This is a genomic window from Thermopetrobacter sp. TC1 (assembly GCF_000746275.1).
In the GTDB taxonomy this organism is placed as follows: Bacteria; Pseudomonadota; Alphaproteobacteria; order Rhizobiales; family Aestuariivirgaceae; genus Thermopetrobacter.
The window spans coordinates 92956-105808 of sequence record NZ_KN050830.1; the positions used below are offsets into that span (position 1 = coordinate 92956).

Genomic DNA, 12853 nt, shown 5'->3' on the forward strand with positions numbered 1-12853 from the left:
TTGGTTTGGAAATGAACATAATAAAACTTGAATCTTTGGTCTTGAATCCCTACCATCCCTCTTGCAACGAAAAGACGCATCCTCTATGAATCCGCGCGCCTGATCTGTGAGCATTAACGAGATATTAAACGAGGATGCTTCAAGCTCACGGATCAGATTATTGAAATGAAGGTTAGCTAAGATTGAGGTAAACATGCTAAAGAAGACGAAGATCGAGGCCGTAGTTCGTGAGAACGACGCCTCGTTGCTGGATATCAAGCTGTTGAGAGCCGATCCGAAGGAGGTCGTGGACAGCGCAACGGTGGAGACTGTCATTGCCGATGCGCTGAAAAGCGTGTTCTGTGATGAAGCGGAGGTCATGACATGGGACGATCGGACGATCGACGCCTTAGAGTGGGTGCGAAATCTGTAAATCTAGACAAAAGTGTGCAGCCTTCGGTATAAGCCTCCATCGAATCCAATCGGTTTGATGGAGGTTTTTTCATGAGCCTGCCCACGCTGATAGAACATTTTGATAATGACTTACAGCTCCCGCGTAATCCGGCAAGGATCAGGGATTACACTCTCGAAAACCGTTTTGGTTGCGCTAAAGAAATAGAATATAATTTGTTTGATTTATCTTCAGCCAATATAAATGGTTTTTATGTTCTTTATGAATATGAGCATCAGGCTCAGGGCCCTTTGAAACGGGCAGTTATCGTCATCAATAATAAAGCACCTGTTTATTGGCGCAGGTTTGCCGCCATAAAGGAATTGATTCATGTTTTTGATCACGATGAGCATCAGTTTGCCGATGAAGAGAACATTCGCGCATTACTTCGCGAAATGGAATTTCCTTATGACATCATTCAGGCAGGACATTATGATGACGATCCGGACGGCCGCGCGGTCATTCCGGCACTTGCCCTGTGTGTGCCGAAAAGTATCCGAAGTGAGATGCGCGCCAAATTGATAACAGCGTCTCATGATGAGGCTGTAAAATTGAAGGAAGAATTTTGTAAAAAGTTTGAAATTCCGTTTAGATACAAGAATTTCATCTTTTCTGAAGATTTTGATGGTATATTGGCAGATATTCTTAAGAATTATTATGAATAATGTGTGACGTTCATAGGGTTTGACTTAAACCGTAGGGAAATAAAATGCCGGAACGGGATGGAATCCCGTTCCGGCGAAGAGACGGCTTTGGTCAACGCGCAGGGTGTGCACGACCAAGCTGCGCCGGGAGAGGAAGAGAAAGCCGCTTCCAGCGCATTCATGAGAACACGGAAGACCACAGAGGCGAAAAAGGCGCTCACTCCGCCGCGTAGCGCTCCTTTTGCTGCTTGGGCGTAAGGGCGCGGGAGATGGCGTCCGGGCCCAGCTTGAAGGTGCGCTCAACGCCTTCGCGGATGGCGCGCCAGAAGGCCTGGGCCGAGCCGATGGGATCCTCCGGATCCATCTGCGGCCAGCGCGCCTGTTCCTCCGTGGAGGTGGGCGCCTTGGCCACATAGGTGAGATAGCCCTCCAGCATCTCCGCCATGCGCCGCGTCTGCCAGGGATGGCCGCGGTCCCCCTGATGCTCGAAGATCTCCTTGGCCAGGCGGAAGTGGTGCTCCTTGTAGTCCACATCAAGCCCGAAGCGGTCGTTCATGATCACCGGCAGCAGGCTCTCCGACCAGCCGCGATGGAAGCGGCACTGGCCGCAGTTGTCGTTGATCAGCTCGTGCACCATGCGCTCGACGTTCTTGCGCCCCAGGTCCTCCGGCGGCAGGAAGTCGGCGCCATAGTAGACGTAATACTTGCCCATGATCGGCATCGGCGCGCCCATGCCCGGCACCCAGTATTGATTGGGCACCATGCAGCCCCTCTCGCCATTGGCGAGATAGACGGCGCGATGGAAACACCCTTCCGCCTTCAGCTGCTCGGCGGCGGCGCGGTAGCCCTCGGTGAAGAGGGCGGCGCGATCGTCATAGAGAATGGCCTCGATCACCCGCATGGCGTAGCGGGCGTTCTTCATGGAATCCTCAACCAGGTCGAATTCCTCCGGATCGTCGGTGAAATGGGCGAATTTCAGCTCATCCGCCGGCGGAAAGCCGAAGACGGACGGATCCATCAGGCCGGTGGCCACGCATTCCATGATCCAGGCCACCATGCCGCCGATCTGAATGGCGTCAAAGCCCATGGCGTCGGCATAGTCATTGAGCAGCTCCGCCGCGCGCTGATCGAAAACGCCGCACTGCGGCCCGAGCGCGTGATAGGGCTCATAGTCCTTCTTGTAATTGTCCTTCAGCTTCTTGCAGGCCACCGAGCACGGCTCGCCGCAGTGATCGAACTTCTTGGGCGCGATGGTCTCCTCGTTGAACTGCTTGAGGTAGTGATCGACGATGAACAGCTTGTGATGCCGCAGCCGCTCCGCCATCGTCCGCTTGGTGGAGCGGTAGTTGAAGGTCATCACCTTGTCCTTGAGGTTGGTGTAGTTGGATCCGAACGTGCCACCGGACTTGATCTTGGGATCGTAGTGATACTTGGTGGTCATGGCCATGTCGACCTTGACCATCTTGTTGCCGAAGTGCTCCTGGAAGTAGGGATCGAGCTCCTTGGTCTTGATGGCGTTCGGATCCACATAATCGCCGCCGAACATGATGGCGACGAGGTTGTGATGCCTGAACAGGCGCGAGCCGAGGCCGCCGCGCCCGGCCCAGTCCGAGACCGGCTGCATCACGCCCTTCTTGATGGTGTTGGAGCCGATTGCCCCTTCCAGGGTCATCTGCGCCGCAGGCCCGACCACGGCCACGCGCACCCGCCGCGGGTTGTATTCGGCACCAAAACGGTCCAGCAGCGCCTGCTGCAGGGCGTAGATGCCGATCAATTTGCGGCCCTCGTGTTCATAGCCCTTCCAGATCTCCTCAAAGTCCGGCACCGGCTCCAGCCGCCACACCGGCCCGTCGCCCGTGTTGTTGAGCAGCAGCACCGAAGGCTCGGCCGCGCGGCCCGTGAGCGCCACATATTCCACGCCCACGTGCTGGAAGGTGTAGGCCGCACCGCCCATGGAGGAGATGTAAAAGCCCTCCCACTGGTCGGAATAGGCGGTGAACACCAGGCGGCGCGCGCCCGGCAGGGCGGAGGAGGCCAGCTTGCCCTCGCCGAAGGTGAAGGTTTCGGGATTGTCCTTGTAGCAGCGCCAGCCGAAATCCACCGGCCCGAGAATGCCGGCATCGGCCGGGATGTCCTCGATGCGGCTTTCCCCGCTGGCAAGGTCGATATGCAGGGCACGCTGGGTGAAGGGTATGGCCATGGTCGTGTCCCTCGTCTCCGGTCTTTCTTTTGCCGTCGCTTCCCCGCCGGCCGGTCTCATGGAAGGCGCTTGCCCGGTTCAGGCGCGAATAAGCCGGCGGAACGGATCGCATCGCATGAATGGTTGCGCGGATGTTTGAACGCCGCATGCGGGCTTGGCAAGGGGTTTTGTCACAAAACGCCCGCATATCCTTGCCCTGGCGCAGAAATCTCAGCCTGTTCATACCGCAAAGACGCATAATGCGCATTACGCCCAAGGGCGCAGTTTTCACCCTGTGACAGCCCTTGCGCCTGAAGCGGAGCGTGGACCGAGGCAGGATAGGGGTTATTCCCGCTGATGCGCACGCGCCGGGGCGCGCCCGGCGATCAGGATGCCGGCGAGGATGAAGAGAAGCGCCAAAAGCGCCTGCATCCGCACCGGCTCGCCCAGCAGCAGAACGCCCAGGCCATAGCCGATGACGGGGATGAGAAAATTGATCATGGCAAAGAAGCTGGCCCCGGCGCGGCCGATGATGAAGAACATGATCAGGGTGGCAAGGGCCGTGTGCACCACGCCCAAGGTGACGGCGAGAAGGGCGGTGGAAACAGGCGGAATGATCAGCCCCTCCGCGGCCAGGGTGACGGGTGCGAGCAAAAGGGTGGAGGCGATCATGATGCCGGCGGCCATGGCCAGCGGGCGGGTGCGCGTGAGCTTTTTCACGATGAGGGTGTTGACCGCATAGCATAATGCGGCCGCCGCCACCGCCAGCTGGCGCAGGGCGTGTTCGCCCAGATGCATAAGGCTCTCAGGCCCGATCAGCACCACCACCCCGGCCAGGCCCAGCAGCAGGGCCATGCCCTTGCGCAAGGTGAAGGGCTCATCGCGGGTGAACACATGCGCCAGCGCCGCCACCGTGATCGGCGTGAGCGAGATGAGAATGGCGGCCAGGCCCGAATCGATCTTCTCCTCGCCCCAGGAGATCAGGGAAAAGGGCAGGACATTGCCCGTCAGCCCCGCCAGGACGATCCAGCCCCAGTCGCTCAGCGAACGCGGCAGGGCCTCGCCCCGCGCCCGCGCCACGATGACGAGCACCAGCGCCGCCAGCGCGATGCGCCATGTGGTCAGCGACAGCGGCGGCAGATGCGGCACCGCCACCTTGATGATGGTGAACGACGAGGCCCAGATGCAGGCGAGCAGGACCAAAAGCAGGTGTTCCGTAATTCCGGGACGTGCCGACACGGGATCCGTGGCCTTGCGTTAGAGTGAACGGACGGGAGTCTTGCCGCGCCCACTCTGGCCCAAGCCTGCCCGTCTGCCAAGAGCGGCATGCCGGCCGTATCACGGATCAGGATGCCCCATGTGCCTTCATGCCCGCACCCGGCAGGCGCATGGACACGCGCAAGGGGCGCGGGATGATCCCTTCAGGCACATTAAAGGAACGGTTGAAGATGAAACGCCTTCCCGCACGCTTGCGTGCTGCGCTCGATACGGGCGTGACCACCTTCTGCAACTGCTGGAAGCTCACCCGTGCTGACGGGCGCGTCATGGGCTTTACCGATCATGACGCCGATCTCGTCTTCGACGGCGTGACCTTTCGCGCCGCCAGCGGGTTCATTCCCGCCGATGCCGAAAGCGCCGCCGGTTTGGGCCCCGGCCGCACGGAAATCGCCGCGGCCTTGAGCGATGCGGCCATCACCGAGGCGGACATCGCCGCCGGCATCTACGACGGGGCGGAGATCGAATGGTGGCTGGTGGACTGGCAGGCGCCGGAAAACCGCGTGCTCATGAGCACCGGCCAGCTGGGGCGGGTGCGGCGCGGCAGCCTGCATTTCGAGGCCGAGGTGCGCACCCTGGCGGCCAGGCTGGGCGAGGTGCGCGGCCGTGTTTTCACCCATGCCTGCGATGCCGAGCTGGGCGATGCCCGCTGTGGCGTGAACCTGAATGATGCCGCCTGGCGCGGCACCGGCACGGTTCTTGCCGTGCATGGCGCCGATGTGCATCTCTCGGGCCTGAGCGCCTTTGCGGAAGGGTTCTTCACCCATGGGCGGCTTGAGGTGGCTGGTGGCGCCGCGGCGGGCTTTGCCGCGCCGGTGCTTGCGCATCGGCTTGAAAGCGATCGCGCCGTGCTCACCCTGGGCCACGCCCCGCCGGCAACCCTGGCGGCAGATGATCCCGTGACCGTGATCGCCGGCTGCGACAAGAGCTTCGCCACCTGCCGCGACAAGTTCGGCAACGAGATCAATTTCCGCGGCTTTCCACACATGCCCGGCAACGATTTCGCCGTCAGCTACCCCAACCACGGCGACGAGGATCTCGACGGCGGCAGCATGAACCAGTGACGGCGAAACGGCGGAATTTGTCACTCGGCTTGATTTGAGCCGTATGAAAATAAAATGCCGGAACGGGATTTTATCCCGTTCCGGAACGATTAGGCGGGGTATGTTACCCCGCCGGCCATGCCTTAGGCGGGGTTTAAAAAACCCCGCCGAAAGGTTCCGGAAGGATATAAAATATCCTTCCGGCGGTAAGTATCAACTACTTACGTCATACCCGGGCTTGTCCCGGGTATCCAGGGGCGGTTTAAGCATGTGGTGATGGTAGTCAAGAACGGTTCTACCGGGCTCTATCCTCAGAGAGGAACTTCCTTTCAAAAAGCATACGGCTCAGATCAAGCCTGCTGGTGAGCACTACCGCCCACCAAAAACACCTCGTTTGTGGCCCTGGATTGCCGGAACAAGTCCGGCAATGACGTTTTCTTTTTGTCTATCAATGAGTTAAACAACTAACGCCCAGCGTATGGAAAGTCTTATTCTTCGGTCTGTTCGATGGCTGCATCATGCTTCCTGAATTTTCTTAGACAGACGTGGGCGAAAGCCTTAGGTCTCGTGCCACAAACTCATGCGTTTGTGGCCTTAGATACCGGCTTTCGCCGGTATGACGATACATGTGTTGTGTAGCAGGATGCCGGAAGGATGTTGCACATCCTTACCTTGCCGGAAGACGTTTTCACCGCTTCCGGGGAGGGGAAGGCGCGTGCATGAATGCGTGCCGGAGGGACAGAGCCGAAAAAAGGCGCAAAGGCCTCACTTGACCTTCTGCATGGGCAGGCCGGAGGCGATCCAGCCCTTGCCCTTTGGCCCGCCCATGAGGCCGCCGGCCACGTCAATGACGTTTGTCCAGCCGCGCTTGGCCAGCTCCCGCGCCACGTAAGCCGAACGCGCACCGGTGGCGCAGATGAAGGCCACGGGCTTGCTCTTGTCGCCGCCGGTGGCTTCCATGAGCTTGGCCAGAAAGCCGGGCGCCAGCTCGATTGTGCGTGATCCTTCCGGAATGCCCGTCTGCTGCCATTCCTGCGGCGTGCGCACATCCACGAGAAGAAGTTCACCCTTTTTGACCTTCTCGTAGACCGCCTTCGGATCCATCACCGTCACCGCCGCATCCCTGGCGGACGCAGCGGGGATGGACAGGGAAAGGCCGGCAAGCGGCAACCAAACGCCAAGGGCGGCAAGCAGCCTGCGGCGGCTGAGGGGCTTGTGCATGATGGTTACTCCCATGAAACCGTTGCAAATCCCGTGTTTGCTTTCTCTCCGGCGATGGCGGAGCCACACGCACCGGCCCCGCCGGTCTTTCGGGCGGCACGCACCCCTCAAGAAGCCGGGGAAGGGCAGATCAGCCCTCCCAGGGCTTCACCGGTAGGCCGGCGGTCAGCCAGCCGGGCTCGCTGCGGGTGCCGAACATGCCGCCCGAAATGTTGTAGACGTTGTTCCAGCCATACTGCTTCAGCGCCAGGGCCAGCTGACCGGAGCGCGCGCCCGTGGCACAGATGAAGCCAATCTTCTTGTCCTTGTCGCCGCCGGTGAGCTGTTCCAGGCGCTGCAGGAAATTGGGATCGCTCATGGAAATGGCCTCGGCCGGCTCGGCCAGGCCGCTCTTCATCCATTCGCTCGGATTGCGCACGTCCACGATCAGCAAGTCGCCGTTCTTCGCCTGCTCATAGGCCTCCTGAACGGTCAGGCTGTCGATCTGGGGCTGTGCCCGGAACAGATTGAACATCTCTCGCATCCTCTTCGCTTCGTTCCCGTTTTCGGGCGGCCGCGGCGCCATGGTCCTAAGCGCCGGCCATGCCCTGTTTACGGCGCATGGTCATCGACTCGCCCGCAATCGTGCCGGTATATATGCATATTTTCTAATATAAGCCAGCCCCGGTTCACGAAATTGTGTATCTCTTCCTCTCTGTGGAATGAGACTGAATTGCATCACGCCGCAGGATACGGGCATGCCCCGGCAGGAACGGCCGGGCCAACCGGGGGCGCATTGGCCCGCACCGTTCCCGGGGCGTGAGGCTGTTACGCATCCGGTCTGCCTGGGCCTTGCCGCTCACAGACGGATGCGCGACAGCCTCAGCGCATTGGAGACCACCGAGACAGAGGAAAGGCTCATGGCCGCGGCGGCAATCACCGGCGACAGCAGCATGCCAAAGAAGGGATAGAGAATGCCGGCCGCCACCGGGATGCCCAGCATGTTGTAGACCACGGCGAAGAAGAGGTTCTGCTTGATGTTCCTCAGTGTGGCCTCCGCCAGCCGCCGCGCCCGCACCAGCTTGGCGAGATCGCCCTTCAGCAGGGTGATGCCGGCGCTCTCCATCGCCACCTGCGCGCCGGTGGCCATGGCGATGGCCGAATCCGCCTCGGCCATGGCCGGTGCGTCATTCACGCCGTCTCCGGCGAAGGCGACCACGCGTCCTTCCGCCTTCAGGCGCCGCACCAGCGCCGCCTTGTCCGCCGGTTTCTGGGCCGCGGCCACCTCCTCAATGCCCACCTGACGGGCCACCGCGCGGGCCGTGGCCTCTTCATCGCCGGTGGCCATGACGATATGGGCGATTCCCTGTTTGCGCAGGGCGGCCAGGGCATCCGCCGCCGATTCCTTGACGGGATCGGCGATGGCGAGCAGGCCGGCAAGCCGGTCATCCTCGGCGAGAAAGACCACCGTCTTGCCCTCTTTCCGCAAGGTTTCGGCCTTCTCCTGCACGGCATCAAGGGAGATGTCCCGCTCCTGCATGAGGGCGGCGTTGCCGAGCAGCAGTGTCTTCTCGCCCTGATGCGCGATGACACCCTTGCCGGTGATGCTTTCGAAGGACTCCGCAGACTGCGGCCGAATGCCCTCATCCCCGGCCTTGCGCAGGATCGCTTCCGCCAGCGGATGGGTGGCGCCCGCTTCCACCGTCGCCGCCAGCTGCAGCAGCGCTTTGGCATCCTTGTCCGCCACCGGCACGATGTCAGTGACCACAGGGCGGCCTTCGGTGATGGTGCCCGTCTTGTCGATGATCAGGGTATCGGCCTCCGCCAGTCGTTCGAGATGGGCCGCGTCGCGGATGAGGATGCCAGCGCGGGCGCCGCGGCCGGCCGCCACCGTGATCGACATGGGCGTGGCCAGACCGAAGGCGCAGGGGCAGGCGATGATCAGCACCGACACCGCGGCGGTGAGCGCATAGGCCAGCTTGGGTGCCGGCCCGAAGGCGAACCAGGCGAAGAAGGCGATGATCGCCACCGCCACCACCGCCGGCACGAACCAGCCGGCGAATGTGTCGGCCACCGACTGGATCGGCGCGCGCGAGCGCCTGGCCTGGGCCACCATCTCCACGATCTGGGCCAGCATGGTGCCGGCGCCGACGCGCCGTGCTTCCATGACAAAGGAGCCGGAAAGATTGCGCGTGCCGCCGATCACCTCATCGCCCGGGCCCTTCTCCACCGGCAGCGGTTCGCCGGTGATCATGGATTCGTCCACCGTGCTGCGGCCCTCGATGATGATGCCGTCAACGGGCACGGATTCATGCGCGCGCACCCGCAGGCGATCACCCACCGCCACGTGATCGACGGCGATGTCCTCCTCCGTGCCGTCCTCGCGCAGGCGATGCGCGATCGGCGGCAGCAATTGTGCGAGGGCGCGGATGGCATCGCCGGTGCGCTTGCGGGCCTTCTGTTCCAGAATCTGCCCGACCAGCACCAGCAGGATGATCACCGCCGCCGTTTCGAAGTAAACCGGCACCGTGCCATCGGCATTGCGCAGCGAGGCCGGGAACAGATCCGGCATCAGGGTGGCGACGGCGGAATGGACATAGGCCACGCCCGTGCCCAGGCCGATGAGCGTCCACATGTTGTAATTGCGGCTGCGCACCGAATCCCAGGCGCGGCGGAAGAAGGGAAGCCCACCGTAGAGCACCACCGGCGTGGCAAGGATGAGCTGAATGATATGCCCCGTTTGCCCGGTGAGCCACGTGGGCAGGGACAGGCCGAGAAGCGGGCCCATGGCCAGAACGAGGAGAACGAGCGTGAACGGCAGCGACACCCAGAAGCGGCGGGTGAAATCGCGCAGCTCCGCATCCTCATCCGCGGCGGCGGCCTCCTGTCCGCTCATCATCGGCTCCAGCGCCATGCCGCAGATGGGACAATCCCCGGGCTGATCGGCCACGACCTCCGGATGACAGGCGCAGACCCATTTTGCCGCTCCGGCCGGCGCCTGCGGCGGCGCTTCCAGCTTGTCGGCATAGGCCTGCGGGTTGGCTTCAAAGGCTTTCAGGGTCTCTTCCGATTCGAAGTAGACGCGTAGGCCCTCATGCTTGAGCATGTGGCGCGCCTTGGGCTTGTGCACCACCGCGCCGGAAACCGGATCCACCGCCCGCAGCCAGGCGCCGGGGCTGGCCAGGAACTTCTCCTTGCACTTGGGGTTGCAGAAACGGATGATCTCGCCGTTGTATTCCGTCCACGGCTTGTCCGGATTGTTGGGATCCACCGTCATGCCGCAGACGGGATCGCGGAAGAAGGTGGCATCATCGGTTAAAGGGGCGGCTTCCGTGCCGCCGGAACACGAGCAGCAGCAGGAATGTGCAGTCTCGCTCATCACTGTTCTCCTTGAAAAAACGCTGTTTCGGCCCGCTTGTGTGCGGGGCCGTTTTTGTGTCGTGTGCCGAATGTGGGGCTTCCAGTCACTGGAAGGTCAAGAGCAGACGTGAGCGATGCAAAAAGGCGGAAGGGAGCGTTTCATCCCTTGAGATGATCGCGATGACTGCGGCAGACTGTCGAGGTGATTAAAAAACAAGACGGCAGGGCACGCCGGAAGGGGCGGGAAAAGCCATGAACACATCACGCGGCCGGGCGCGGCAAAAGCGGCAGAAAACGGTCCCGGAAGAGCCCGCGGCCGAAAAGACGGCCGGAAAAGGGGGCGGGCGCAAGGGCCGCAACCATGACCCTTTGCCGTTCACCCATGAGGAAGAGGTGATCCTGCGCGGGCTGGTGCCGGTTTGCGGCCTGGATGAAGCCGGGCGCGGGCCCCTGGCCGGGCCGGTGGTGGCCGCCTGTGTGGTTCTCGATCTCGATGACGTGCCCGATGGCATACGCGATTCCAAGGCCATGACCGAAGCCGCTCGTGAGGCGCTGGCCGAGGAAATCCGCCGCCGCGCCCGTGTGGGCGTCGGCATTGCCGATGTCGATGTCATTGCCGAGCGCAACATCCATGGCGCCACCCTCTGGGCCATGGCCCGCGCCTTCGAGGCGGTGGGCGAGCCGCTGCCGCGCGCCGCGCTTGTCGATGGCCGCCATTGCCCGGAGATCCCCTGCGAGTGCGTGGCCATTGTCGGCGGGGATGCCAGCGTGCCCTCCATTGCCGCCGCTTCCATCATCGCCAAGGTCGAGCGCGACCGCATCATGCGCGAGCTCGATGCCCGCTATCCCGGCTATGGCTTCGCCGAGCACAAGGGCTATGCCGTGCCCGCGCATCGCGAGGCCCTGCTCAGGCTCGGGCCCTGTCCGGCCCATCGCATGAGTTTTGCCGCCCTGCGCACACTGCTGGGGCTGGAAGAAGAGGACCCCGATCAGCCCCGCCTGCTCTGAGCAGCGCCGGAGAGGTCCTCATTCTCGCGCTGCCGGAGCGAACATGTTCGGCCATGAACGGGCGCTTCTGTCCTGGTCAAAATTACGGGATATTTTTTGAGGTAAATCAATTGGTTACGTCACAAATTCAGTTGCTGTTCATACTACACGACACATATATCGTCATACCGGCGAAAGCCCAATCGTGTCCAATTAAATTGCTTTGTGTGTTGCGAATGATTTTCGCTACGAAGAGCGTGATTAGTCACATGCTACGCAGATGCCTTTACTAAGGCATTCTTTCCCCTTACCCAAACTTGGGAGGTTGTTATTTTTGTATTGAGTATCAACTACTTGCGTCATGCCCGGGCGTGTCCCGGGCATCCAGGGGCGGTTTACTCATGCGGTGATGGCAGACAGGAATGGTTCTTCTGGGCTATGTCCTCAGAGAGGGACTTCCTTTCAAAAAGCATGCGACGCAAATCAAGCCTGCTGGTGAACGCTATGGCCCACCAAGACCGCATCGTCCGTGGCCCTGGATTGCCGGGACGGGGCCCGGCAATGACGTTTATTCTTGTTTATCAATGAGTTAAGCAACTATTGCCCAATATATGGAAAGTCTTTTTTCCTCGGTCGATCTGGCGGTAACAGCACGGTTCCTGAATTTTCTCGAAGAAGCATGGGCGAAAGCCGGTATCTCAGGCCACAAACGCATGAGTTTGCGGCACAAGCCCCGGCTGATCTACGGGGTGACGAGAAAGATGGCGACGCTGTGTCGTGTAGTGTGGTTGCCGTTAACATCCATTTCACACATGGAACAGCGCCTTTTTTCCTCCCCCTGGCAGGGGCAGGGAGGGGGTTGTGCAATTTAACTCTGCGTTTGTGGCCCGACCCCCACCCGGCGCTTCGCGCCGACCTCCCCCTATCAGGGGGAGGATTGAGACGATGCATCCTTCAGGCCAGCTCTGCCTGAACAAAAAATAAGACCTTGCCGCCGGAAGGATGTTGAACATCCTTGCCCAACGTTTCGGCGGGTTTTTCAACCCCGCCTAAGCATGAATGGCGGGGTAACATACCCCGCCAAATCGTTCCGGAACGGGATGAAATCCCGTTCCGGCATTCACCAATAGTGTCAACCATGTCCCCGAACACCTGTCAGCCATGTCCCCGGGCTGAATAAATGGCGGGACTGTCCGCATGCCCGCGCCGCCGGAGCGAACATGCTCGGTTCGGAGCGGGCGCTTTTCCTGAAAAAGGACCATGATGAACAGACGAACGATCGATCCTGCGCGGGTCGTTGCCGTGGCCCGCGCCTGGCTGGGCACGCCTTATGTGCATCAGGCCTCCTGCAAGGGGGCGGGGTGTGACTGTCTTGGCCTGATCCGTGGTGTCTGGCGCGCGCTTTATGGCGAGGAGCCGGAACGGCCGCCGCCCTATACGCCGGACTGGGCCGAGCGGCAGGGGCAGGAGACCCTGCTGGCGGCTGCGCAGCGTCACTTGCGCACTCTCTGGCTGGCCGGGCAGGGCGATGAGAGGCCGCCCATCGAAGCGGGGCAGGTGCTTGTCTTCCGCTATCGCGCCCACCTGCCCGCCAAGCACGCCGGGATTGCCACATCGCCGCACACCATGATCCACGCGCAGGAAGGCGCCGGCGTAGTGGAAGTGCCCATCACCGGCTGGTGGCACCGCCATCTGGCGGGCGTGTTTGCTTTTCCATATCGGGAGCTGTGACAGA

The 12853-nt window shown here is 61.5% G+C and carries 10 protein-coding genes; 5 read left to right on the forward strand and 5 right to left on the reverse strand.

Annotated features, from left to right (window positions below):
• The first annotated feature begins 193 nt into the window (after positions 1–193).
• Together EK16_RS09925 and EK16_RS12330 are read left to right on the forward strand one after the other, a co-directional pair.
• Complete coding sequence (locus tag EK16_RS09925; RefSeq protein WP_038036717.1) at positions 194–412, forward strand: hypothetical protein; 219 nt, start codon at positions 194–196, stop codon at positions 410–412.
• Between the two features lie 71 nt (positions 413–483).
• Positions 484–1095 (forward strand): hypothetical protein, encoded by a 612-nt coding sequence (locus tag EK16_RS12330; protein WP_156098570.1) that lies wholly within the window; start codon positions 484–486, stop codon positions 1093–1095.
• 196 nt (positions 1096–1291) lie between these two features.
• Here EK16_RS12330 and EK16_RS09935 read toward each other — a convergent pair whose 3' ends face one another.
• Together EK16_RS09935 and EK16_RS09940 are read right to left on the reverse strand one after the other, a co-directional pair.
• Positions 1292–3274 carry an aldehyde ferredoxin oxidoreductase N-terminal domain-containing protein gene (locus EK16_RS09935; RefSeq protein WP_197059673.1) on the reverse strand — a complete coding sequence of 661 codons (1983 nt, stop codon included), beginning with the start codon at positions 3272–3274 and terminating at the stop codon, positions 1292–1294.
• 324 nt (positions 3275–3598) lie between these two features.
• On the reverse strand, positions 3599–4492 hold the full coding sequence (locus EK16_RS09940; protein WP_038036719.1) for a DMT family transporter: 894 nt from the start codon (positions 4490–4492) through the stop codon (positions 3599–3601).
• A gap of 209 nt (positions 4493–4701) precedes the next feature.
• Between EK16_RS09940 and EK16_RS09945 the strand changes: the two genes are divergently transcribed.
• The gene (locus tag EK16_RS09945) at positions 4702–5592 is read left to right on the forward strand and encodes a DUF2163 domain-containing protein (RefSeq protein ID WP_038036864.1); all 891 of its coding nucleotides are present in this window, start codon (positions 4702–4704) and stop codon (positions 5590–5592) included.
• Between the two features lie 744 nt (positions 5593–6336).
• Here the strand turns inward: EK16_RS09945 and EK16_RS09950 are convergent.
• The 3 genes from EK16_RS09950 to EK16_RS09960 all read right to left on the reverse strand — a co-directional run bounded on the left by EK16_RS09950 (position 6337) and on the right by EK16_RS09960 (position 10150).
• Positions 6337–6807 carry a rhodanese-like domain-containing protein gene (locus EK16_RS09950; RefSeq protein WP_081910470.1) on the reverse strand — a complete coding sequence of 157 codons (471 nt, stop codon included), beginning with the start codon at positions 6805–6807 and terminating at the stop codon, positions 6337–6339.
• 115 nt (positions 6808–6922) lie between these two features.
• Entirely contained in the window at positions 6923–7306 is a 384-nt protein-coding gene (locus tag EK16_RS09955; protein ID WP_197059674.1) for a rhodanese-like domain-containing protein, read from the reverse strand.
• A gap of 324 nt (positions 7307–7630) precedes the next feature.
• Entirely contained in the window at positions 7631–10150 is a 2520-nt protein-coding gene (locus EK16_RS09960) for a heavy metal translocating P-type ATPase (RefSeq protein ID WP_038036720.1), read from the reverse strand.
• A 233-nt stretch (positions 10151–10383) separates the two neighbouring features.
• Here EK16_RS09960 and EK16_RS09965 point away from each other — a divergent pair, with 233 nt between their 5' ends.
• Together EK16_RS09965 and EK16_RS09970 are read left to right on the forward strand one after the other, a co-directional pair.
• On the forward strand, positions 10384–11139 hold the full coding sequence (locus tag EK16_RS09965) for a ribonuclease HII (protein ID WP_081910471.1): 756 nt from the start codon (positions 10384–10386) through the stop codon (positions 11137–11139).
• Between the two features lie 1239 nt (positions 11140–12378).
• Positions 12379–12849: a C40 family peptidase gene (locus EK16_RS09970; protein ID WP_231573666.1), complete on the forward strand. Its 471-nt coding sequence runs from the start codon at positions 12379–12381 to the stop codon at positions 12847–12849.
• Positions 12850–12853 lie beyond the last annotated feature (4 nt).